The sequence below is a fragment of the Pantoea sp. BJ2 genome, assembly GCF_040255075.1.
In the GTDB taxonomy this organism is placed as follows: Bacteria; Pseudomonadota; Gammaproteobacteria; order Enterobacterales; family Enterobacteriaceae; genus Pantoea; species Pantoea leporis.
Genome location: NZ_CP158292.1, coordinates 691566 through 714467, shown reverse-complemented (window position 1 = coordinate 714467; position 22902 = coordinate 691566). Strand labels below are relative to the sequence as shown.

The 22902-nt window shown below is 56.9% G+C and carries 19 protein-coding genes and 1 other annotated feature; of the genes, 8 read left to right on the top strand and 11 right to left on the bottom strand.

Annotation, left to right across the window (positions count from 1 at the left end):
- Positions 1–79 precede the first annotated feature (79 nt).
- The gene (mog, locus tag AAF463_RS03170) at positions 80–667 is read right to left on the bottom strand and encodes a molybdopterin adenylyltransferase (RefSeq protein WP_101762156.1); all 588 of its coding nucleotides are present in this window, start codon (positions 665–667) and stop codon (positions 80–82) included.
- Positions 668–787: 120 nt separating this feature from the next.
- A complete protein-coding gene (tal, locus tag AAF463_RS03165) occupies positions 788–1741 on the bottom strand; it encodes a transaldolase (RefSeq protein WP_137385129.1) in 954 nt (317 codons plus the stop codon).
- Between the two features lie 212 nt (positions 1742–1953).
- On the opposite strand from tal, the gene yaaA reads away from it, so the two are divergent.
- On the top strand, positions 1954–2730 hold the full coding sequence (gene yaaA / locus AAF463_RS03160; protein ID WP_222234420.1) for a peroxide stress protein YaaA: 777 nt from the start codon (positions 1954–1956) through the stop codon (positions 2728–2730).
- A 204-nt stretch (positions 2731–2934) separates the two neighbouring features.
- Here yaaA and thrC read toward each other — a convergent pair whose 3' ends face one another.
- From thrC to AAF463_RS03135, 5 genes are all read right to left on the bottom strand, one after another.
- Complete coding sequence (gene thrC, locus AAF463_RS03155) at positions 2935–4218, bottom strand: threonine synthase (RefSeq protein ID WP_008108676.1); 1284 nt, start codon at positions 4216–4218, stop codon at positions 2935–2937.
- A gap of 3 nt (positions 4219–4221) precedes the next feature.
- A complete protein-coding gene (gene thrB, locus AAF463_RS03150) occupies positions 4222–5151 on the bottom strand; it encodes a homoserine kinase (protein ID WP_110867585.1) in 930 nt (309 codons plus the stop codon).
- Between the two features lie 2 nt (positions 5152–5153).
- Positions 5154–7616 carry a bifunctional aspartate kinase/homoserine dehydrogenase I gene (gene thrA, locus AAF463_RS03145; RefSeq protein ID WP_350261511.1) on the bottom strand — a complete coding sequence of 821 codons (2463 nt, stop codon included), beginning with the start codon at positions 7614–7616 and terminating at the stop codon, positions 5154–5156.
- A gap of 26 nt (positions 7617–7642) precedes the next feature.
- Positions 7643–7765, bottom strand: a sequence feature (Thr leader region).
- The gene (gene thrL, locus AAF463_RS03140; RefSeq protein WP_071531027.1) at positions 7701–7772 is read right to left on the bottom strand and encodes a thr operon leader peptide; all 72 of its coding nucleotides are present in this window, start codon (positions 7770–7772) and stop codon (positions 7701–7703) included. It overlaps the preceding feature by 65 nt.
- A 189-nt stretch (positions 7773–7961) precedes the next feature.
- Positions 7962–8666 (bottom strand): tRNA/rRNA methyltransferase, encoded by a 705-nt coding sequence (locus tag AAF463_RS03135; protein WP_101762160.1) that lies wholly within the window; start codon positions 8664–8666, stop codon positions 7962–7964.
- A 589-nt stretch (positions 8667–9255) separates the two neighbouring features.
- Between AAF463_RS03135 and arcA the strand changes: the two genes are divergently transcribed.
- The gene (gene arcA / locus AAF463_RS03130; protein ID WP_008108686.1) at positions 9256–9972 is read left to right on the top strand and encodes a two-component system response regulator ArcA; all 717 of its coding nucleotides are present in this window, start codon (positions 9256–9258) and stop codon (positions 9970–9972) included.
- Between the two features lie 46 nt (positions 9973–10018).
- Here the strand turns inward: arcA and creA are convergent, their stop codons facing one another.
- On the bottom strand, positions 10019–10492 hold the full coding sequence (gene creA, locus AAF463_RS03125) for a protein CreA (RefSeq protein WP_101762161.1): 474 nt from the start codon (positions 10490–10492) through the stop codon (positions 10019–10021).
- A gap of 194 nt (positions 10493–10686) precedes the next feature.
- Here creA and robA point away from each other — a divergent pair, with 194 nt between their 5' ends.
- The gene (gene robA / locus AAF463_RS03120; protein WP_101762162.1) at positions 10687–11565 is read left to right on the top strand and encodes an MDR efflux pump AcrAB transcriptional activator RobA; all 879 of its coding nucleotides are present in this window, start codon (positions 10687–10689) and stop codon (positions 11563–11565) included.
- 40 nt (positions 11566–11605) lie between these two features.
- Here robA and gpmB read toward each other — a convergent pair whose 3' ends face one another.
- On the bottom strand, positions 11606–12253 hold the full coding sequence (gene gpmB, locus AAF463_RS03115; RefSeq protein ID WP_101762163.1) for a 2,3-diphosphoglycerate-dependent phosphoglycerate mutase GpmB: 648 nt from the start codon (positions 12251–12253) through the stop codon (positions 11606–11608).
- Between the two features lie 51 nt (positions 12254–12304).
- On the opposite strand from gpmB, the gene yjjX reads away from it, so the two are divergent.
- Positions 12305–12826 carry an inosine/xanthosine triphosphatase gene (yjjX, locus tag AAF463_RS03110; RefSeq protein ID WP_101762164.1) on the top strand — a complete coding sequence of 174 codons (522 nt, stop codon included), beginning with the start codon at positions 12305–12307 and terminating at the stop codon, positions 12824–12826.
- Here the strand turns inward: yjjX and trpR are convergent.
- The gene (trpR, locus tag AAF463_RS03105) at positions 12823–13146 is read right to left on the bottom strand and encodes a trp operon repressor (protein WP_101762165.1); all 324 of its coding nucleotides are present in this window, start codon (positions 13144–13146) and stop codon (positions 12823–12825) included. The genes yjjX and trpR overlap by 4 nt on opposite strands.
- Before the next feature lie 44 nt (positions 13147–13190).
- Positions 13191–15110, bottom strand: a complete 1920-nt coding sequence (gene sltY, locus AAF463_RS03100) for a murein transglycosylase (RefSeq protein WP_110867496.1) — start codon at positions 15108–15110, stop codon at positions 13191–13193.
- Positions 15111–15368: 258 nt separating this feature from the next.
- Between sltY and atzF the strand changes: the two genes are divergently transcribed.
- From atzF to urtA, 4 genes are read left to right on the top strand one after another with little or no spacing between them, the layout of a single operon-like run.
- Positions 15369–17165: an allophanate hydrolase gene (atzF, locus tag AAF463_RS03095; protein WP_350261510.1), complete on the top strand. Its 1797-nt coding sequence runs from the start codon at positions 15369–15371 to the stop codon at positions 17163–17165.
- A gap of 2 nt (positions 17166–17167) precedes the next feature.
- Complete coding sequence (gene uca / locus AAF463_RS03090; RefSeq protein ID WP_350261509.1) at positions 17168–20785, top strand: urea carboxylase; 3618 nt, start codon at positions 17168–17170, stop codon at positions 20783–20785.
- A gap of 9 nt (positions 20786–20794) precedes the next feature.
- The gene (locus AAF463_RS03085) at positions 20795–21493 is read left to right on the top strand and encodes a GntR family transcriptional regulator (protein ID WP_192412422.1); all 699 of its coding nucleotides are present in this window, start codon (positions 20795–20797) and stop codon (positions 21491–21493) included.
- Between the two features lie 28 nt (positions 21494–21521).
- Complete coding sequence (urtA, locus tag AAF463_RS03080; RefSeq protein WP_110867492.1) at positions 21522–22790, top strand: urea ABC transporter substrate-binding protein; 1269 nt, start codon at positions 21522–21524, stop codon at positions 22788–22790.
- The last annotated feature ends 112 nt before the right edge of the window (positions 22791–22902 follow it).

Genomic DNA, 22902 nt, shown 5'->3' with positions numbered 1-22902 from the left:
ATGTAAAGATTGAATTACTATACCGTCAATATTTTGCCACACCAGTGCCGCTGGATTTTATGCCTGAAAATGCCGATTTTTAGTCATTTGTCTCACGACGGGCGCTTTTGGGGCGAAAAGCTGCTACCACATCGGCATGAGTTTCCACATACGGCCCTTCCAGTAGCTGTAAACAATAAGGTACAGCGGCAAAAATCCCCGGCACCTTTACCGTTCCATCTTCCGCTTTCAGCCCTTCCAGCGTCTCTTTAATGGATTTTGGCTGGCCCGGCAGATTGAGGATCAGCGACTGCTTGCGGATCACGCCAACCTGGCGAGACAAAATAGCGGTCGGCACAAATTGCAGGCTAATTTGGCGCATCTGCTCGCCGAAGCCCGGCATTTCACGGTCGGCAACCGCCAATGTGGCATCTGGCGTCACATCACGCCGCGCCGGTCCGGTGCCGCCGGTGGTGAGGACCAAATTGCAGAACAGCTCATCGACCAGCTCGCAAATCGCCTGCTCAATCATTGGCTGCTCATCCGGTACCAGACGCGTTTCAATTTCAAACGGCGTAGCCAGCGCGGCGGTGAGCCAGCTCTCTAACGCCGGAATGCCCTGATCCTGATAGATGCCGTTAGCAGCACGATCGGAAACGGAAATTAATCCAATTCGTAAAGTATCCATAGAGTTATCGCTGTGGTTAGCTGCATGGCAGCAAATGACGTGAGTAGTTAGAAGGATAATACAAGAAGCGGGGGAAAAAACGTAAAACCGTGGCAGCGGTTGCCGCCACGGCCAATCACCTTACAGCAGCTCGGCGATCATCTTCTCAAGTTTGCCCTGATCGATGGCAAAGTTGCGGATACCTTCAGCCAGTTTGGTAACGGCCATTGGATCCTGGTTGTGCTGCCAGAAGAACTCAGCTTCGGTCATCTTCGCTGGACGCGCTTTCACTTCGCCGGTGTAGCTCAGCTTACGCTCAACGGTGCCTTCGCTCTCAGCCAGCTCTTTCAGCAGGCCCGGAGAGATGGTCAGACGGTCGCAGCCAGCCAGCTCAATGATTTCGCCAACGTTACGGAAGCTTGCGCCCATTACCACGGTTTCATAACCGTGCTGCTTGTAGTAGCTGTAGATTTCAGCCACAGACACCACGCCTGGATCTTCGTGAGCGGCGTACTCTTTCTTATCGGTGTTCTGCTTGTACCAGTCGAGGATACGGCCAACGAATGGAGAGATCAGGAACACGCCGGCTTCGGCACAGGCACGCGCCTGCGCGAAGGAGAACAGCAGCGTCAGGTTACAGTTGATGCCTTCTTTTTCCAGCTGCTCAGCAGCACGAATGCCCTGCCAGGTTGACGCCAGTTTGATCAGGATACGGTCATTGCTGATGCCCGCATCGTTGTACAGTTTGATCAGGCTACGCGCTTTAGCGATGCTCGCTTCAGTGTCGTAAGAGAGGCGCGCATCGACTTCAGTCGAGATGCGACCAGGGATCAGTTTGAGAATTTCCAGACCAATGTTGACGGCCAGCTTGTCAGAAACCAGCGCCAGCTGATCTTCTTTGTTGCTGCTCTGCTGACGTGCCCAGGTAATGGCTTCGTCAATCAGTTTGCGGTATTCAGGGATTTGAGCGGCGTTGAGAATCAAAGAAGGGTTCGTGGTCGCGTCCTGCGGCTGGTAAAGTTTCATCGCCGCGATATCACCGGTGTCGGCGACCACAGTAGTCAGCTGACGCAAGGAAGTAAGTTTGTCCGTCATGGTTCTCTTTCTCTTAGGTTGACTGTCAGGGTGTAAAAGGCTGTTGCGATAATATCACGCACAAGTGACGGCGCAACACCACGAAGTGCCCTTTACGATAGCGCTAACAAATGGGAGCGATTTGCCGATCCATGCCGCTTTTTTGCTACACTCCTTGCGACATTTTCCCTTCAATTCCCTGATAAACCTGCGGGTCAAAGAGGACGTACACGATGCTGATGGTTATCTCACCAGCGAAGACACTGGACTATGAAAGCCCGCTGGCGACACAACGCTTTACCCAACCGGCGCTGTTAGAAAAATCACACCAATTAATTGACGTTGCGCGCGATCTTTCACCGGCGCAAATCAGCTCACTGATGGGCATTAGCGACAAGCTGGCGCACCTGAATGCCGATCGTTTTAACCAATGGCAGCCGCCCTTCTCGCTGGAGAATGCGCGTCAGGCGATCCTGGCGTTCAAAGGCGATGTGTATACCGGTTTGCAGGCCGAAACTTTTAGCGACGACGATTTTGACTTTGCCCAGCAGCACCTGCGCATGTTGTCGGGTCTTTACGGCCTGCTGCGCCCACTCGATTTGATGCAGCCTTATCGCCTGGAGATGGGCATTAAGCTGGCGAATCCGGCCGGGAAAGATCTTTACGGCTTCTGGGGCGATTTGCTGACTGAGAAGTTAAACGAGGCGATTGCTGAGCAAGGCGATGACGTGCTGATCAATCTGGCATCCGATGAGTATTTCAAAGCCATCAAGCCGAAGAAACTCAACGCCGAGTTGATCAAGCCGGTGTTCCTCGATGAGAAGAATGGCAAATTTAAAGTCATCAGCTTTTACGCCAAGAAAGCGCGCGGTTTGATGAGCCGCTATGTGATTCAGAACCGCCTGACCAACCCTGCGCAGCTGAAGAAATTCGATGTGGATGGGTATTTCTTTGACACGGCAGAAAGTAAAGATAACGAGCTGGTGTTTAAGCGCCGCGAACAGAAATAGTTCAACAAGCGCTGTCCTGGATCGTGCTCGCTGCCCCCCTCCTTGGTTCGTGCTCGCTGTCCCCCTCCTCGGTCCTCCCCCATAAATGGGGGAGGAAGATGCTGCAATATGTGAGTTTGGAGGCTGCATGTGGCAGCGTCTCCTTCCCCCGCTAGCGGGGGAAGGCCGGGATGGGGGACAGCGAGCACTGACCCCAGTCAGCACTTACTTCAGCAAGAACGCCCGCAGCTCCGCGAAATCGCCTTTCAGGTTGTGCGACAGCAGCGGCAAATCGGCGCGCTCGGCCAGCTCTTTTGGCAGCGGCAGATCCTGACCCAGAATCTCATCCACGCTCTCTTTGAACTTCGCCGGATGCGCAGTCCCGAGGAACAGGCCATATTCGCCCTCCTGCAGGTTGTCGCGCAGCAAACGGTAAGCAATCGCCGCATGCGGTTCAGAGATGTAGCCAATCTCCGCCAGCTCGCGCATGGTGGATTTGGTGGTTTCATCGGTTACCGCGCCGTACGCCAGATCGGTCAAACGCCAGGTTTTGCGGCGGAACAGCTCTTCCACGCGCGGCCAGTTGTTCGGCTGGCTGACATCCATGGCGTTCGACAGCGTTGCTACCGTGGCGTTTGGCTGCCATGCGCCGTTGCCGAGGAAACGCGGCACGGTATCGTTAGCATTGGTCGCAGCGATAAAGCGCTTGATCGGCAGACCCAATGATTTCGCCAGCAGGCCAGCCGTTAAGTCACCGAAGTTTCCGCTCGGCACCGACACCACCAGCTGATTACGCTTCTCTTGTGGCAGCTGCGCCACCGCTTCGAAGTAGTAGCAAATCTGCGCCAGCAGACGGCTGATGTTGATGGAGTTCGCCGAGTTCAGGCCAATCGCCTTTTTCAGCTCTTCATCATCAAACGCCTGTTTCACCAACGCCTGACACGCATCGAAATCGCCTTCAACCGCGATGGTTTCGATGTTGCCGCCCAGCGTACAGAACAGTTTCTCCTGCAGCGGGCTGATTTTACCCTGCGGATAGAGAATCACCACGCGCACGTTTTCCATGCCGTAGAAGGCATGCGCCACGGCGGCGCCGGTATCGCCGGACGTGGCGGTCAGAATGGTGATCTGCTCATCCGCACCGCTCACATAGGAAAGCATCTGCGCCATAAAGCGGCCGCCGAAGTCTTTAAACGCCAGCGTTGGACCGTGGAACAGCTCGAGGCAAGCCACATCATCGCTGACCTTTGCCACCGGCGCCGGGAAAGCAAAGGCGTTTTTTACGCGCTCGGCCAGCTGATGCGCCGCAATTTCATCACCAATGTAGGCAGAGAGAATTTTGCTGCTGCGGCTGACGAAATCCATCTCCAGCATGGCATCGATATCGGTCAGTTCGAATTCCGGCAGTTCGAGCGGGAAAAACAGCCCTTGCTGCGAGCCGAGGCCCTGTTTAACGGCCTGAGCAAAACTAACCTGCTCGTTGTGATCCTTAAGGTTGTAGAGTTTCATGCGTTATCCCAATTTACGTGCGCCAGCCGTATCAAGACGGCAGATGTGGACGAAACCTTCTTCATTCTGCAGATAGTGCTGGCTCAGCCAGTCCGCCATCCGCTGTGCCGTTGCCATCTCGTTGCAAACGGCGAAAAGTGTCGGGCCGGAACCCGAAATGCCGCACGCCAGCGCGCCAACATCCTGCGCTGCTTTACGCGCATCGGCGAAGCCTGGCAGCAGTTTGGTGCGATACGGCTCGGCGATAACATCCTGCATAAGTTTAGCCGCCAGCCCAGGCTGACGCGTATGACAAGCGTGAATAAAGCCTGCCAGCAGGCGGCCATGCTTAATGGCATCCTCTTTGCGGTACTGTGCCGGCAGAATGGCACGCGCTTCGGCGGTGGAGACTTTAATCCCCGGATACGCCATCACCCACAGCCATTCGTCAAAGCACGGCACGTCCTGACTGATGATGCCGTTCTCTTCAATCATCAGCTGCACGCCGCCAAGGAAGCACGGCGCAACGTTATCAAAGTGTACACTGCCGGAAATACGCCCTTCCAGCTCGCCCATCAGCGCCAGCAGTTCGGTGTCGTTGAGCGGTTTGCCGCAGAATTCGTTCATCGCCATCAAACCGGCAACCACCGAACAAGCACTTGAGCCGAGTCCGGAACCAATCGGCATATTCTTTTCCAGCGTCATCGCCACCGGAACTTGCTTGCCAATCGCCTGGCAAAAACGCTCCCAGCACTGATAAACGATGTTCTCCTGCGGATTGGTCGGCAGTTTGCTGACAAAACGCCCGGAGTTCACCAGGCTAAAGCTGTCGGCGGCTTCCACGGAAACACAGTCCCCCAGCAAGGTGCCATCCACCGGCGAAACCGCCGCGCCAAGCACATCAAAGCCGACGCTGACGTTACCTATCGAGGCCGGTGCATAAATTTTTACCATCATCAAACTCCCAACTTCCACGACAGCGTACGCAGCAGGTCAGCAAATACGCCCGCTGCTGTGACATCATTCCCTGCACCATATCCACGCAGAACCAGCGGGATTGGCTGATAGTAGCGGCTGTAGAATGCCAGCGCATTCTCACCGTTCTTCACTTTGTACAGCGGATCGTTGCCGTCCACCGCGTCAATCTTCACTTTGCAGACGCCACCCTCTTCTATCGCGCCGACGAAGCGTAATACTTTACCTTCGTCACGCGCTTTGGCAACGCGCGCGGCAAAGGCGTTATCCAGCTCCGGCAGACGTTGCATAAACTGCTCAACGTCGGCGATCTCCGTCAGGCTGGCGGGCAGCAGCGGTTCGATATCGATATCGCTAAGCTCCAGCTGATGCCCCGCTTCACGCGCCAGAATCAGCAGCTTACGCGCCACATCGGTGCCAGAAAGATCGTCACGCGGATCCGGCTCGGTAAAGCCCATCTCACGCGCCATTTTGGTCGCTTCCGACAGCGAAACGCCCTCATCAAGCTTGCCGAAGATAAAGGAGAGCGAGCCAGAGAGAATACCGGAAAATTTGATCAGTTCATCCCCGGCATTCATCAGGTTTTGCAGGTTTTCGATCACCGGCAAACCGGCACCAACGTTGGTGTCGTACAGGAACTTACGGCGCGATTTTGCTGCCGCTGCACGCATCTGCTGGTAATAATTCCACGACGACGTGTTGGCCTTTTTGTTCGGCGTGACGACATGGAAACCTTCGGCAAGGAAATCGGCATACTGATCGGCAACCGCCTGGCTGGAGGTACAATCGACGATCACCGGGTTTAGCAGATGATACTCTTTCACCAAACGCATCAGGCGACCGAGATTGAACGGCTCTTTGGCTTCGTTCAGTTCTGCCTTCCAGTTGCTGAGATCGATACCGTGTACGTTGGTCAACAGCGCCCGCGAGTTAGCGATGCCGCACACGCGCAGATCGATGTGCTTCTGTTTCAGCCATGTCTGCTGGCGATGCAGCTGATCCAGCAACGCTGCGCCCACACCGCCAACGCCGACCACGAACACTTCAATGACCTGATCGGTAGCGAACAGCATCTGATGCACCACACGCACGCCGGTGGTGACTTCATCGTTGCTCACTACCACCGAGATGGAACGCTCAGACGAGCCCTGCGCAATCGCCACGATATTGATATTGGCACGCGCCAGCGCCGAGAAGAATTTAGCCGAGATGCCGCGCAGCGTACGCATGCCATCACCGACCACCGAGATCACCGCCAGCTGTTCCAGCACGTCCAGCGGATCGAGTAAGCCATCTTTCAACTCCAGATAGAACTCCTCCTCCAGCACGCGACGCGCACGCGCCTGCTCGCTTTGCGGTACGCAGAAGCTGATGCTGTATTCCGAAGAGGATTGGGTGATCAGCACCACGGAGATGCCGGTGCGTGACATTGCGGCGAAAACGCGCGCCGCCATGCCGACCATGCCTTTCATGCCCGGACCTGACACGTTGAACATCGCCATGTTATTCAGGTTAGTAATGCCTTTCACCGGATTCTCATCCAGCTCGCCTTCGCCACCAATAAAGGTGCCCGGCGCTTGCGGGTTAGCGGTGTTTTTGATCAGGCAAGGAATCTGGAACTGGGCGATGGGCGCGATGGTACGCGGATGCAAGACTTTGGCGCCGAAGTAGGAGAGCTCCATTGCTTCCTGATACGACATCGATTTCAGTAAGCGCGCATCAGGCACCTGACGCGGGTCGCAGGTATACACACCGTCAACATCGGTCCAGATTTCACAGCAATCAGCGCGCAAACACGCAGCCAACACGGCAGCGGAGTAGTCAGAACCGTTGCGGCCCAGCACCACCAGTTCGCCCTTCTCATTACCGGCGGTGAAACCGGCCATCAGGATAAAGTGATCGGCAGGGATCTGGCTGGCGGCGATGCGACGCGTGGATTCGGCGATATCAACGGTGGATTCAAGGTAATGACCAATCGCCAGCAACTTCTCCACCGGATCGATAACGGTAACTTTGTGGCCGCGCGCCTGCAGCAGCGCTTCCATAATAGCAATCGACAGCTTTTCGCCACGGCAGATGATGGCGGCATTCACAGCGTCCGGACATTGGCCCAGCAAGCTGATGCCGTGCAGCACTTGTTTCAGCTGTGCAAATTCCAGTTCAACGCGGGTTTTCAGTCCGTCATAATCAAAGCCCGGCTGCGCATCACGCAAGCCTTGCAACAGATCGGCAAAAATACGTTCGGCATCGCTGATATTCGGCAACGTGTCCAGGCCGCTGATGGTTTTCTCAATCATCGCCACCAGATGATTGGTAATTTTTGCTGGTGCAGAGAGTACGGTCGCAACCTGTCCCTGTTGTGCATTGCTTTCCAGAATATCCGCCACACGGAGAAAACGTTCCGCATTGGCTACTGAGGTTCCGCCGAATTTCAGCACTCGCATATTTGAAGCTCTCCTGAATTTTTGCCGAAAAAAAAGCCCGCACTGTTTAGGTGCGGGCTTTTTTCTTTGTTTTTCCTGTATGCGTCAGCCCGCACCGTTACCTGTGGTAATGGTGGTGGTAATAATAATTGTGGTGTTCAGGCTGAGTTTACGCATTTAGATTTTTTTCTGTCTGTCTTTGTCTTGTCCGTCTGCCTTCCAGAAGTAAAGCAAAGCGCACGTTAAGTCAACGAATTTGTCTTAGCCGCGCCGTCCCTGGCGTTGCGCAGTGCTGCGCTTGCTGAGGCAAAAATTATCGCGATCGTTCAGGAGATGCGGCGGATTGCCGCATCAGTCACTAGCATCTCAGGATTTATCCGAGCAATTATCTATAAGTTTTTTTTCTACGTCGTGTAACAAACGATGCAGCATGGCGCTGTCACGCTGTTCCAGCAGGCCGATGCGCTGATCGATCCAGTCCGCCATTTTGACGTCATCACTCACATCCAGCTTGACCAGCAACTGATGAAAGCGCTGGCGCAATGCCTGCAACTGCTGCTCATTCGCCACTTCTGCGGTCTCAGCCGCAATCTGATTGAGCGCCGACAGCTGATAGCAATACACCATCACTGCCTGACCGAGATTCAGCGACGGATAATCATTGGCCATCGGAATGCCGGTTAACAGATCGACCTGCTCCAGCTCTTCATTGGTTAAGCCGCTGTCTTCACGGCCAAACACCAACGCGATGCGGCTCAGCCATTGGCGCTTCTCCTGCAGGATGTTTTCAACCTGGCTGGGCGTAGCGTAATAGCGGAATTTCGCGCGGCTACGTGCGGTGGTCGCTACGGAAAAATCGACATCCTTGAGCGCCTCGCTCAGCGTGGCGTAGGTTTTGACGTTATCGAGGATCTCACCGGCGCCGTGCGCCACTCGACGTGCTGCGGGATCTTGCCAGGCATCGCTGGCGACAATGCGCAGCTCGCTAAATCCCATGGTTTTCATAGCGCGAGCAGCCGCACCGATATTTTCCGGACGAGCGGGAGAGACAAGGATTAAGGGGAAATGCATGATTTTTCCATCGAACTGTTAACAACTCGCATTATGTTGGCATGCAGGAGAGAAAATACCAACTGCGGCTAGAGGAGAAAATAAGATGTTAACGATGTTAAAAGAGGGATAAATCCAGCTGTAGTGGAAATTAGCGGGCATAAGCAAAATTATCGGACCTATTGAATATAAAACCCTTTTCTTTCATATCATTGAAATATAATTTCCTGCGTGTTTTAGTTTTGGTTTTATAAGGACGAAATGTAGCAAAAATGCTGCATTTTGTGAGCTAAACTAGCAATCCTGGAGAAGTTTTTCATAAAAGTGTTAACGTGCTACACTTGCATTTGATATAAGTCAACGAAGCGTTGTTTTTATGCTTATCGGTTGTTGTTGGTGCTGTTAGGTTGCTGTTAATACGGTTAGGATGAGCGCCTGTCCGAGATCCTCGGGGCGTGCAAATATCCATCCTGACTGGCTGAGCTAACACTGAAGTTGACGTAGATGGATGGTGTATTCCGAAGATTATTTCGTATACCGGTTGCAGCACATTAGCGTAACCGACGTACGCCCTGTTTTCGATTTGTTGGCAAATTTTAGGTAGCGAAACATGCAGACCCCGCACATTCTTATCGTTGAAGACGAACTGGTCACGCGTAACACCCTCAAAAGTATCTTTGAGGCAGAAGGTTACGTGGTCTATGAAGCCACCGACGGCGCCGAGATGCATCAGGTTTTGACGGAAAATGACGTCAATCTGGTGATTATGGATATCAACCTGCCAGGTAAAAACGGTTTGCTGTTGGCGCGCGAATTGCGTGAGCAAGCAAACGTCGCGCTGATGTTCCTTACCGGCCGTGATAATGAAGTGGATAAAATCCTCGGTCTGGAAATCGGTGCCGATGATTACATCACCAAACCGTTCAATCCGCGTGAGTTGACGATTCGTGCACGCAATTTGCTGTCGCGCACCATGAATCTGGCGATGCCAAGTGAAGAACGCCGTACCGTTGAAAGCTATCGCTTCAACGGTTGGGAGCTGGATATCAACAGCCGCTCACTGATCAGTCCGAACGGCGACCAGTACAAGCTGCCGCGCAGTGAATTCCGCGCCATGCTGCACTTCTGTGAAAACCCTGGCAAAATCCAGACGCGTGGTGACTTGCTGAAGAAGATGACCGGCCGCGAGCTGAAGCCGCATGACCGTACCGTGGATGTCACCATCCGCCGCATCCGTAAGCATTTCGAATCCACGCCAGACACGCCAGAAATCATCGCCACCATTCACGGCGAAGGTTACCGCTTCTGCGGCGAACTGCAGGATTAAGCGTTGAAAGAAAAAACGCCCGTGAGGGCGTTTTTTTATGCCTGCATTAATGCCACGGCATAATCGGCACGGCGCTCAGCGCATTCTTCGGCGATCCATCCACCACCTTGTCGGAATAGCTTAGGTACACCAGCGCATGACGTTTCTGGTCAAAGAAGCGCACCACCTGCAGCTTCTTAAACACCAGTGATGTGCGTTTTTTGAACACCACTTCACCTTGCGCCTTGCCTTGTGCGATTTTCTCGCTAAGCTCTACCGGTCCCACCTGTTGACAGGAGATGGCCGCGTCGGACGTGTCTTCCGCCAAACCTAATCCCCCTTTAATACCGCCGGTTTTTGCCCGGCTGATATAACAGGTTACATTTTTTACGTCGGGGTCATCGAAGGCTTCTACCACGATCTTATGATCGGGGCCAAATATCTTGAATACCGTGTCAACTGAGCCGATCTCTTCGGCCTGAACGCCAGCACTGAATACATATGTTGCCAACGTGATTATAAGAATACGAGCTATTGTCATTGAGTTACCATTGCCAATCGAATAGATGAGAATGTAATGTACTGTCAATCGAACAGAGAACCAAACCTAAAAGGGTTTTAACCCGCTTTGACTTAGCACACTCGATTAGCAAACCGCCCCCACGCTTTTGTGCATTTCGTGCTATTATTCGACGACTTCATAGTTGCGCCACCAGAGAGTTATGAGGATGTTTTATGGACCAAGCCGGTATCATTCGCGATTTGCTTGTCTGGCTGGAGAGCCATCTGGATCAACCGCTTTCATTAGATAACGTTGCGCAGAAAGCAGGCTACTCCAAGTGGCATCTACAGCGGATGTTCAAGGAAGTAACCAGCCACGCGATTGGTGCGTACATTCGCGCGCGTAGGCTGTCGAAAGCCGCGGTGGCGCTTCGCCTGACCAGCCGCCCCATCCTCGACATCGCGTTACAATATCGCTTCGATTCGCAGCAGACCTTTACCCGTGCGTTTAAAAAGCAATTCAACCAAACGCCTGCCTGGTATCGTCGCTCATCGGAGTGGAACTCGTTTGGCATTCGCCCGCCAATTCGTCTCGACGATAACAGCATGCCGGAAGCGCAGTTTGTCACGCTGCCAGAAACGGTGTTGGTCGGCCAGACGCAGAGTTACTCCTGTACGCTGGAGCAGATTTCCAGCTACCGCGATGAGATGCGCCTGCATTTCTGGAAGCAGTTCCTGCTGGAAACCGACACGGTGCCGCCGGTGCTGTATGGCTTGCATCAGGTGCGCGCCAGCCATGAAAAAGATGATGAGCAGGAGATTCTCTACACCACTGCGGTGCCTGCCGATCAGCTGGCAAAAAGCATGCAGTCGAATCAGAGCGTGATTGTGGAAGCCGGTGATTACGTGCAGTTCACCTACAACGGTGCGCGCAGCGCGCTGGGTGAATTTATCCTGCTGCTGTACGGCACTTGTATGCCAACGCTGGGATTAGTGCGTCGTCAGGGACAGGACATCGAGCGTTTCTACACGCACGGGGGTAAAAAACGTAGCGAGCCGCCAACGGAAATCCGCTGCGAATACCTGATTCCGATTCGCCAACAGAATAACTAATAAAAAAATGCCGTCATCGCGACGGCATTTTTATTTTGGCTTAGCGTTGAAGCTCGTCTAACGCTGGCGCATCCAGATGCGACACATCGCCCGCCGTCTCAACTACCCAACCGGCCGCCAGCCACGCGCTCTGCTGATGATCCACGCGCGAGATCGAGCAATTCCGCAGACGCAAACGACGTTCCGCATGCGCAGGCAAACCGAGAATGGTACTGACCAACACGCCCAGCGCCATCCCGTGGCTGACAATCAGCGGACGGCTGCCGGCAGGCAGCTCCAGCAGTGCATTCAGCGCTTCGTGCATCCGCGTCGCCATCTCCGCCATCGATTCGCCACCCGGAATACGTCCAGCAGTGGTGCCATCCACCAGCGTTTTCCGCCAGTGTTCCTCTTCTTCGGTTAAGCCATCGAGTGGACGTTGTTCCAGGCAGCCCATATTGAGCTCGCGCAGACGCGCATCAAGCGTCACGGTGCAGCCACACGCATCGGCGATAATCTCTGCCGTACGCCGCGTCCGTCCCAAATCGCTGGCAATCACATGGGTAATGCCCAGCGATTTCACTCGCTCGCCCACTTGCTGAGCCTGCTGCTCACCTTTTTCCGTTAACGGGCTGTCAGACTGCCCCTGAATGCGCCGAGCCGCATTCCATACCGTTTCACCGTGACGAACAAGATAGACCTGTAGCATGCTTAATTTCCGTTATACTGCGACAAATTTGCCTCGAGGGTTCAAACAATTATGTACCATGTTGTCGCAGCCACCATCAACCCGGCAAAAATTCGCGCGATTGCTCAGGCGTTCAACGACGTTTTCGGCGAAGGATCCTGCCACATCGAAGGGGTTGAGGTCGAGAGCGGCGTCGCAGCCCAGCCACTTAGTGATGTTGAAACGCGAACTGGCGCACGTCAGCGGGTAGAGAACGCGCGTCAAACGCGTCCACGGGCCGATTACTGGGTGGCGATCGAAGCGGGAATCGAAGGCGATTGCGCCTTTGCTTGGATGGTGATTGAAAACGCGCAGCAGCGCGGAGAATCACGTTCGGCCAGCTTTACGCTGCCGCCGATTGTCGTGGCAGGCTTGGCTGCCGGGCATGAACTGGGTGATGAGATGGCACGCTTAACCGGCGTGGAGAATATCAAACACAAAGGTGGCGCGATTGGTGCCCTTACCCACGGCCTCCTGAGCCGCTCCAGCGTCTACCATCAGGCGCTGATTCTGGCGCTGTGTCCGTTCACCCATCCGCTCTACAGCCAGCGTTAACCGCGGCCAAGACGCGCTTCCAGCCAGCGTTTTAGCTCTGGCGGCGCCTCTTTCAAACTATTAGACCCGCGCGTAATGGTGGCGATGCCGACGCCCAACTCATTCTTCAGTTCACGCTGGCTCATATCGCCGTTCATCAGCTCTTCAATAATGCGCAAACGCGTCCCGTAGGATTCACGTTCATCCGGCGTCATCATCAGTTGTAATAACGGCAGCGCCACGCCATCGGCAAAGGCATTTTGCATCAGTTCGATAAATCGCAGCCAGTTATCTTCAACAGGCTGAGCCGATTCCGGCTGGGAAGAAAGGGGTTGGCTCATGAAGGGCTTCCGTACTCATTAACGAGTACGGAAGCATAGCACAGTCAATACTGGCGATTCCACTCACTGTCGGCGAGAATCTTGTCCGGCTTGCCCATGAAGTAGCGGTAATAGGCATCGTAGGCCAGCACGTTTTTCACGTAGCCACGCGTTTCTGAGAACGGGATGGTTTCGATAAACGCCACCGCATCCAGATTACCGCCGCTGGTTTTCTGCCAGCTGCGCACGCGTCCCGGACCGGCGTTATAGGCGGCCGAAGAGAAGATGCGGTTCTGACCAAACTGCTGATAGACATACTCCAGATACTGCGTACCGATCTGAATATTGGTCTGCGGATCCAGCAGCTGGCTGCTGTTCACATAGCCGGGAATGTTATACATCTTCACGGTATGCGTCGCCGTAGCGGGCATCACCTGCATCAATCCGCTGGCGCCCACCGGTGAACGCGCTTTCGGGTTCCACGCACTCTCCTGACGCGAAATCGCCATCGCATAACTCTGCGGAATGCCTTTGTCGCTGGTGTATTGCTGGTAAAGGTTTTGCCATGCCAGCGGGAAGCGCTCTTTCAGGCTATCCCACATTTTCGCGGTGATGGTGGCCTGCACGCTGAGATCCCACCAATCCTGCTCGTTAGCGTAACGCGCCAGCATCTGCTGCTGCGAACGGGTTTTGCTGGAGATCAGATTGGCCCACTCGCTGCGTGCCAGGTTATCCAGCCCCCAATACATCAGCTCACGCACGCGCGCCATTTCCGCACCTTGCGTCACGCTGCTGTCGGCTGCCGGAGCTTTGTCGACCTGCAACGGATACTCCACGCCCAAACGCTGCGCCGCGACCATCGGATAGAAGCCGCGCGCCTGCATCAGCTTCCGCAGAATATCGTTGGCTTCCTCTTTGCGGCCCTGCGAAATCAGCAGATCCGCCTGCCAGTATTGCCACTCATCTTTCTCTTTGGCTTCCACCGGCAAACGCGCGATCCAGGTATTGAGACCACGACGATCGTTCTGGCTCAGCGCCAGGCGTACGCGGCGCTCCACCAGCGCGGTAGATTCGCTGTTCATCACCACCGCATCACGCCAGCGCGCCTGCTCGCTGGTGAGATCCGCGCCCATCATGCGCCACACCACGGTCTCTTTCAGATCCTGCTCATCGGCCTGGCTCATCTTCTGCGCCTGCACCAGCTGCGGGATCATCATGCGCGCGTTATCCATATCCTCACGCGCCACGCGGGCGAAGGCGTAGCTGGTCGCCATGCGGGTGAAATCGGTGGGTCCCATGCTGCTGGCAAAGGTGGTGACGGTTTGCGGATTCTGCTGCAGCGCAATCAGCGCGCTGGCGGTGGTTTGATAATCCGCCGGCAGCATTTTCGCCAGGTAATTCACCAGGCTGTCGTTACCGGCTTTCATCGCCAGACGAATACGCTCGAGAATGGTGATCGGCGAGAGTTGCCCGCTGGCTTGCCATACCGAAAACAGCTTGTCGCAGTCGTTCGGTAACGCGGTGCCGCGCAGCCAAATCTCTTTCGCACCGGCAAACGCCGCCTGCTGCTGGCCGGTCGCCCACTTAGCGTAATACCAGTTACAGCGCGCCTGCACCGGTTTCGGTTCATCCGGGCTGAAGCTGAGTACGCCCTGCCAATCCTGACGGTTTGCCAGCACATTCACAAAGCGCGTTGAGAGCGAGCGCGCCGGTGGCAGCGTAGGATACTGTTGAATAAAGTTCTTCACCGCCAGCGGCGTCTCTTGATCGAGATCCTGCGCCAGCAGGCGATATTGCAGATAAGGATAAAGCGGATAATCCTGCAGCGTCGGCATCAGCTGCGTCACCTGGTCCATCTGTTTGTTATCCCAGGCTTGCTTGATTTGCGCATAGCGCTGTCGCTGCTGATCCAGCGAATCGGCCCATACGCTGCTGGCCGTGCTGACCAGACAGATCCCTAGCATCCAGTAACGCCACTTCTCCATTACGCTCTCCTCTCAGTGCTGCGATCCAGCTCATGCCAGACTTCTTTCATGCTAACCAGGCCAACCGTCTCTTGCCATGTTCTTCACAAAATTTACGCTCGCGCACCGCCATTGCGCAGCGTTTGCGCCGCCGTTGTGCAATTTATCATCAGAAAAACGTATTACACATCAATTAACTACGCGGTTTCATCGGCTTACAAAAATGGCACGCACTTTGCTCTGTTGAATTCCATCTTGTATACCAGTTGGAATTCACTCATGGCATCGACCTTTGGCTTTACGCTCCAGGATTGGCAACGCAGTTACCAACAGGATCCACAACAGATTACCGCCTTGCTGGCGGCTCATCTCGACGCCCTCGACGCGCAGGATAACGCGTGGCTCTATCTTGCCACGCCCGCGCAGCTGCAGGCACAGATTGAACCGCTGCTGGCGAGCTATCAGCGCAACCCGGCGGCGCTGCCGCTGTTTGGTGTGCCGTTTGCGGTAAAAGATAATATTGATGTCGCTGGCTGGCCGACCAGCGCCGCCTGCCCGGCCTTCACCTACACCGCCGAAGCCGATGCCTTTGTTGTCGCGCAGCTCAAAGCAGCAGGCGCGGTGGTGATTGGCAAAACCAACCTCGACCAATACGCCACCGGCTTAGTCGGCACGCGTTCGCCGTTTGGTGCCGTGAGCAACACCTTCAATCCTGATTACGTCAGCGGCGGTTCCAGCTCCGGTTCTGCGTCGGTGCTGGCGCGCGGTCTGGTGGGCTTCTCACTCGGCACCGACACCGCCGGTTCGGGCCGCGTGCCCGCCGGTTTTAACAACATTGTCGGCCTCAAGCCGACCAAAGGTTGGTTCTCTGCCAGCGGCGTGGTGCCCGCTTGCCGCCTCAATGACACCATTTCCGTGTTCGCGTTAACGGTCGAAGATGCCTTCGCGGTGGCTACCGCAGCGGGCGGCTATGACGCGGGCGATGCCTATTCGCGCAGTAATCCGCACACCGCGCCAGCCAGCTTCAAAGCGCAGCCCGATTTCGCCATTCCCGCCACGCCTGAATTCTTCGGCGACAAGCAAGCCGAAGCGGCCTGGCTGGCGGCGCTGGAGCAATTGCAGGCCGGCGGCGCCACACTGCATCCAATCGATTTTTCTCTGTTCCATCAACTCGCCGAGCAGCTCTATTACGGTCCGTGGGTTGCCGAGCGCACCGTGGCGGTGGGCGAGATGATCCATCGCCCGGAAGAGATGGATCCGGTGGTGTACGGCATCGTCAGCAGCGGCCTGAAATACACGGCGGTGGAAGCCTATCAGGCGGAATACCTACGCGCCGAACTGACGCGCCAGATTCAGCAAACGCTGGCGCAGTTCGATGCGCTGGTGGTGCCCACCTCGCCAACCATCCATACGCTGGACGAAATGCAGCAGGAGCCGGTGCACTACAACTCGCAGTTCGGCACCTACACCAATTTCACCAACCTGGCCGATCTCAGCGCGCTGGCGCTGCCTGCGCCGTTCCGCGCCGATGGTTTGCCTGCCGGCATCACGCTGATTGCGCCTGCGTGGCACGATCGCGCGCTGGCTGGTTTTGGCCTGCGCTGGCAGCAGCAGATGGCGCTGCCGCTCGGTGCCACCGGCAAGGCGCAGCCTGCTCAGCAAGGCGCATTGCCGGTTTCCGCCGATCACGTCCGCGTGGCGGTGGTGGGTGCGCATCTCACGGGCATGCCGCTCAACTTCCAGCTCACCACGCGCCAGGCGGTGCTGGTCGAGGAGACGCAAACCGCCAGCCATTACCGTCTGTTCGCCCTGCTCGATGGCCCGATTAAAAAGCCAGGCCTGCTGCGTGGCGAGAGCGGTGCGGCGATCACCGTCGAACTGTGGGATATCCCGCTGGCGCGCTTTGGCGAGTTCGTGGCGGAAATCCCGGCCCCGCTCGGCATTGGCTCGCTGACGCTGGCCGACGGACGCATCGTAAAAGGCTTTATCTGTGAACCGGCGGTGCTGTCGCAGGCGCTGGAAATTACCGAATTTGGCGGCTGGCGCAACTGGCTGGCCTCTCTGGGGAGTAAATAAGCATGTTCAGCACCGTTCTGATTGCTAACCGTGGCGAAATCGCCTGCCGCGCCATTCGCACCTTAAAACGCCTCGGCGTGAAAAGCGTCGCCGTCTATTCCGATGCTGACCGCAACGCGCGCCACGTCAAAGAAGCCGACGTCGCCATCGCCCTCGGCGGCGACAAAGCCAGCGACAGCTATTTACGCATCGATAAAATCCTCGCCGCCGCACAGGAAACCGGCGCGCAAGCCATCTGGCCGGGCTACGGTTTCCTGTCAGAAAGCCTGCCGTTTGCCGATGCCTGTGAAAAAGCCGGCATCGCCTTTGTCGGCCCCACCGCGCAGCAGATTGGCGAGTTTGGCCTGAAACACCGCGCGCGTGAGCTCGCTGCCAGCGCGGGCGTGCCAATGACGCCGGGCACGCCGCTGCTGAGTTCGCTGGAAGAAGCTTTAAGCGCCGCCGACACCATCGGCTATCCGGTGATGCTGAAAAGCACCGCGGGCGGTGGCGGCATTGGCCTGACGCGCTGCGCCGACGCCGATGCGCTGCGCAATGCGTGGGAGAGCGTGCGCCGCCTTGGCGAGCAGTTCTTCAGCGATGCGGGCGTGTTTTTAGAACGCTGCATTGATCGCGCGCGCCACGTTGAAGTGCAGATTTTTGGCGACGGCAGCGGCAAAGTGATCGCGCTGGGCGAACGCGACTGTTCGCTGCAGCGCCGCAACCAGAAAGTGGTCGAAGAGACGCCTGCACCGAATCTACCGCAGGCAACGCGTGAAGCGCTGCTCTCTTCTGCGGTGCGCCTCGGCGAGCTGGTGAATTATCGCAGCGCCGGTACGGTGGAATACATCTACGACGCCGAACAAGATGCCTTCTACTTCCTCGAAGTGAACACCCGCCTGCAGGTTGAACATCCTGTCACCGAATGCGTCACCGGCCTCGATCTGGTTGAGTGCATGCTGAAAGTCGCCGCTGGCGATGCCCTCGACTGGGCGCGCCTGCAACAAGCGCCCGCTGGCGCATCGATTGAAGTGCGTATCTACGCCGAAGATCCGCTGAAAAACTTCCAGCCAAGTCCGGGCGTGTTAACTGGCGTCTGTTTCCCGGATGACGTGCGCGTTGATGGCTGGATCGCTACCGGCACCGAAGTCTCGGCGTTTTACGATCCGATGGTCGCCAAACTGATCGTGCATGCCGACACGCGCGCAGCGGCGCTGGCGAAGATGCAGCAGGCGCTCGACGCCACGCAGCTGCACGGCATCGCCAGCAATCTCGATTATCTGCGCCAGATCGTCGCCACCGACGCCTTCCGCAGCGGCAACGTGTGGACGCGCTTCCTCGATAGCTTCACACCAGCCGCCAGCGTGATTGAAGTGGTGCAACCCGGCACCTTCAGCAGCATTCAGGATTTCCCTGGCCGCCTCGGCTACTGGGATATCGGCGTGCCGCCATCCGGTCCAATGGACGATTTCGCCTTCCGCCTCGCCAACCGCATTGTCGGCAACCACGACAGCGCCGCCGGTCTGGAATTCACGCTGCAAGGCCCCACGCTGCGCTTCCACAGCGATGCCGTTATCGCCCTGACCGGCGCTGATTGCCCAGCCGACGTCGATGGCGAAAACATCGCCTACTGGCAGCCCGTCAGCGTCAAAGCGGGACAAACCCTGACGCTGGGCCGCGCGCAGAGCGGCTGCCGCACCTACTTAGCGGTGCGCAACGGGTTCGACGTGCCGGAATATCTCGGCAGCCGATCCACCTTCTCGCTCGGCCAGTTTGGCGGCCACGCCGGACGCACTCTGCGCGTCGCCGACATGCTGCCAATCTCCCAGCCGCAGCTTGCCGCCTGCACCACGCCCGCGCCGGTCAGCGCCCCGCAGGCGCTCGATCATGCGCTGGTGCCGCACTACGGCACTGAATGGCGCATCGGCGTGCTGTATGGACCGCACGGCGCACCGGACTTCTTCACTCAGGCGGCGATTGATGAGTTCTTTGCCAGCGACTGGCAGGTGCACTACAACTCCAACCGCCTCGGCGTGCGTTTGGTTGGCCCGAAACCGACATGGACGCGCGCCAACGGCGGCGAAGCCGGCCTGCATCCGTCCAACGTGCATGACTGCGAATACGCCATCGGCGCGGTGAACTTCACCGGCGACTTCCCGGTGATCCTGACGCACGACGGCCCTAGCCTCGGCGGCTTCGTCTGCCCGGTGACCATCGCCAAAGCCGAACTGTGGAAAGTCGGCCAGGTGAAACCGGGCGATAAAATTCGCTTCCACCCAATCAGCGCCGACGAAGCGGTGGCGCTGGAAAAAGCCCAGGCGCACAGCGTGGCCACGCTGCGCAGCAGCCACGCGCCGGCCTTTGCGGTGCCCTCTTTAGCAGCCAGCGCTATCGGTTCCGCCACCTTGCTGGCGGCGCTCCCCGCCACGGCAACCACGCCAGCGGCGGTTTATCGCCAGGCGGGCGACAAATATGTGCTGATTGAGTACGGCGATAACGTGCTGGATCTGGCGCTGCGTCTGCGCGTGCATCTGCTGATGAATGCGCTACGTGAACGCGCGGTGCCGGGCGTGGAAGAGCTGTCGCCGGGCGTGCGCTCTCTGCAGGTACGCTACGACAGCCTGATTCTCAGCCAGAAACAGCTGATGCAGCTGCTGCTGGAACTGGAAGCCGGGCTCGGCGATGTCAGCCAGCTGAAAGTGCCGTCGCGTATTGTCTGGATGCCGATGGCCTTTGAAGACAGCGCCACGCTCGGCGCGGTCGAACGTTATCAGGAAACTGTGCGTGCCAGCGCGCCGTGGTTGCCAAATAACGTCGATTTTATCCAGCGTATTAATGGCTTAGCGAGCCGCGAAGCGGTGCGCGACACCCTTTTTGATGCCAGCTACCTGATTCTCGGCCTCGGCGATGTCTATCTCGGCGCGCCGTGCGCGGTACCGATCGATCCACGCCATCGCCTGCTCAGCTCCAAATACAGCCCGGCGCGCACCTTTACCGCCGAAGGCACGGTTGGCATTGGCGGCATGTACATGTGCATCTACGGCATGGATTCACCCGGCGGTTATCAGCTGGTGGGCCGCACGCTGCCAATCTGGAACAAATTCCTGAAAAACGATCAGTTCGCGGCCGACGAGCCGTGGCTGCTGCACTTCTTCGATCAGGTGCGCTTCTATCCGGTAACGGAAGACGAACTGACGCAGCTGCGCGATGACTTCCGCGAAGGCCGCGCCGCGGTGCGCATCGAAGAAACGGTCTTCGACTTCGCCGCCCATCATCAATTCCTGGCGGAAAACGCCGCGTCGATCAGCGATTTCCGCCAGCGTCAGTCCGCCGCTTTCGAACAGGAAGTGACGCTGTGGGCGCAGGAAGAGAAGAACGCGCCGCTCACCAGCGAAGAAACCCTGGTGGTGGCCGAAGTCGACGACGATGCGCTGGCGGTGTGCGCCGATATGAACGGCAACATCTGGAAAGTGCTGGTTCAGCCAGGCGACGCGGTGGAAGCCGGTCAAACGCTGATCATCGTGGAAGCGATGAAAATGGAACTGGCGATTGTCGCGCCGCAGGCCGGCACGGTGAAACGCATTGCCTGCCAGGCAGGACGTCCGGTGAGTCCGGGCGATGCCCTGCTGTGGCTGGAATAAGGAGCTGGCATGAACACGAGCCCTCGTAGCAAAGGTCGTCCGGAAGCGCTGGCCGAGAAGGTTTATCAGGCGCTGAAGCAGGACATTTTTGAGTTCCGACTGATGCCGGGCGATCGTTTTAGCGAAAACGAAATCGCCGATCGGCTGGAAGTGAGCCGCACGCCGGTGCGTCAGGCGCTGTTCTGGCTGGAGCGCGAGGGCTACGTCGAAGTGTGGTTCCGCAGCGGCTGGCAGGTGAAGCCGTTTGACTTTGAATATTTCGAAGAGCTGTACGACTTTCGCACCGTGCTGGAGTGCGAAGCGGTGCGCCGCTTGTGCGCACTGCCCGCACCGCAGTGCATCGACATGCTCACCGCGCTGAAAAGCTTCTGGATGGATGCACCGCCGCTGGCCGATGGCAAAGCGGTTTCGGCGCAGGATGAAGCCTTTCACATGGCGCTGGTGGCCGCCGCTGGCAATCAGGAGATGGCGCGCATCCACGCCGAACTGACCGAAAAAATCCGCATCATTCGCCGTCTCGATTTTACCCGAGACGACCGAATGGAGGCGACATACCGCGAGCACGCTCAGATTTTACGGGCGATTTTCCAGCAACAAACCGAGGAGGCGCAGCGCATTTTAACCGACCACATCGCCGTCAGTAAGGCAGAGGTCAGAAAGATCACATTGCATATGTTACAGCAGGCTCGACTTCAACCCATTGAATAACAATACAAACATCGTGAGGGGTTTACTGATGAAAAGACGTTCGTTGCTCAAGGCTTTCGCGCTCTCTGCCTCTGTGGCCAGCATGGGCTTTGCCTTTGCGGCGCAGGCTGCTGACACCATCAAGGTCGGCATTATGTCCTCCCTCTCCGGCACCATGGCGATCTCCGAAACGCCGCTGAAGGATGTGGCGCTGATGACTATCGATGAGATCAACGCCAAAGGCGGCGTGCTGGGCAAAAAGCTGGAACCTGTGGTGGTCGATCCGGCCTCCAACTGGCCGCTTTTCGCTGAGAAAGCGCGCCAGCTGCTGACCCAAGACAAAGTGGCGGCGGTGTTTGGCTGCTGGACTTCGGTATCGCGTAAATCGGTGCTACCGGTGTTTGAGGAGCTGAACGGCCTGCTGTTCTATCCGGTGCAGTACGAAGGCGAAGAGATGTCGCCGAACGTGTTCTACACCGGCGCCGCGCCGAACCAACAGGCGATTCCGGCGGTGGAATACCTGATGAGTGAAGATGGCGGCAGCGCGAAACGCTTCTTCCTGCTGGGCACCGACTACGTCTATCCGCGCACCACCAACAAGATACTGCGCGCCTTCCTGCACACCAAAGGGGTACAGGATAAAGACATCGAAGAGGTCTATACGCCGTTTGGTTACAGCGATTATCAGACCATCGTCTCCAACATTAAGAAGTTCTCTGCCGGTGGCAAAACCGCGGTGATCTCCACCATCAACGGCGACTCCAACGTGCCGTTCTACAAAGAGCTGGCCAATCAGGGCATCAAAGCCACGGATATCCCGGTGATCGCCTTCTCCGTCGGCGAGGAAGAGTTGCGCGGCATTGATACCAAACCGCTGGTCGGTCAGCTAGCGGCGTGGAACTACTTCGAGTCGGTGGATAACCCAACTAACCAGAAGTTCGTCGCGGATTACCGTGCCTACGCTAAGGCGCACAACCTGCCGAACGCCAACACCGTGGTGACCAACGACCCGATGGAAGCGACCTACGTTGGCCTGCACATGTGGGCGCAGGCGGTAGAGAAAGCGGGCACCACCGATGTGGATAAAGTGCGCGCGGCGATGGCGGGACAGACCTTTAAAGCCCCGGACGGTTTCACCCTGACCATGGATAAAACCAACCATCACCTGCATAAGCCAGTGATGATTGGTGAAGTGGAAGAGAACGGTCAGTTCAACGTGGTGTGGCAGACCGAGCAACCGGTACGCGCCCAGCCGTGGAGCCCGTACATCGCGGGTAACGATAAGAAGCCGGACCATCCGGTGAAATCAACGCAGTAGGGGTTGTGCTGGCTGTCCCCCTCCTCGGTCCTCCCCATGAATGGGGGATGAAGACGTTGCCCAATGCCAGCAATGAACATGCATGTGGCAGCGTCTCCTTCCCCCATTCATG

Coding starts and splice junctions, on each gene's coding strand:
- atzF (WP_350261510.1), top strand. CDS start 15,369: ATGGCATCGACCTTTGGCTTTACGCTCCAGGATTGGCAACGCAGTTAC.
- creA (WP_101762161.1), bottom strand. CDS start 10,492: ATGACAATAGCTCGTATTCTTATAATCACGTTGGCAACATATGTATTC.
- robA (WP_101762162.1), top strand. CDS start 10,687: ATGGACCAAGCCGGTATCATTCGCGATTTGCTTGTCTGGCTGGAGAGC.
- tal (WP_137385129.1), bottom strand. CDS start 1,741: ATGACGGACAAACTTACTTCCTTGCGTCAGCTGACTACTGTGGTCGCC.
- urtA (WP_110867492.1), top strand. CDS start 21,522: ATGAAAAGACGTTCGTTGCTCAAGGCTTTCGCGCTCTCTGCCTCTGTG.
- arcA (WP_008108686.1), top strand. CDS start 9,256: ATGCAGACCCCGCACATTCTTATCGTTGAAGACGAACTGGTCACGCGT.
- sltY (WP_110867496.1), bottom strand. CDS start 15,110: ATGGAGAAGTGGCGTTACTGGATGCTAGGGATCTGTCTGGTCAGCACG.
- thrB (WP_110867585.1), bottom strand. CDS start 5,151: ATGGTAAAAATTTATGCACCGGCCTCGATAGGTAACGTCAGCGTCGGC.
- trpR (WP_101762165.1), bottom strand. CDS start 13,146: ATGAGCCAACCCCTTTCTTCCCAGCCGGAATCGGCTCAGCCTGTTGAA.
- thrC (WP_008108676.1), bottom strand. CDS start 4,218: ATGAAACTCTACAACCTTAAGGATCACAACGAGCAGGTTAGTTTTGCT.
- yjjX (WP_101762164.1), top strand. CDS start 12,305: ATGTACCATGTTGTCGCAGCCACCATCAACCCGGCAAAAATTCGCGCG.
- uca (WP_350261509.1), top strand. CDS start 17,168: ATGTTCAGCACCGTTCTGATTGCTAACCGTGGCGAAATCGCCTGCCGC.
- AAF463_RS03085 (WP_192412422.1), top strand. CDS start 20,795: ATGAACACGAGCCCTCGTAGCAAAGGTCGTCCGGAAGCGCTGGCCGAG.
- gpmB (WP_101762163.1), bottom strand. CDS start 12,253: ATGCTACAGGTCTATCTTGTTCGTCACGGTGAAACGGTATGGAATGCG.
- yaaA (WP_222234420.1), top strand. CDS start 1,954: ATGCTGATGGTTATCTCACCAGCGAAGACACTGGACTATGAAAGCCCG.
- mog (WP_101762156.1), bottom strand. CDS start 667: ATGGATACTTTACGAATTGGATTAATTTCCGTTTCCGATCGTGCTGCT.
- AAF463_RS03135 (WP_101762160.1), bottom strand. CDS start 8,666: ATGCATTTCCCCTTAATCCTTGTCTCTCCCGCTCGTCCGGAAAATATC.
- thrA (WP_350261511.1), bottom strand. CDS start 7,616: ATGCGAGTGCTGAAATTCGGCGGAACCTCAGTAGCCAATGCGGAACGT.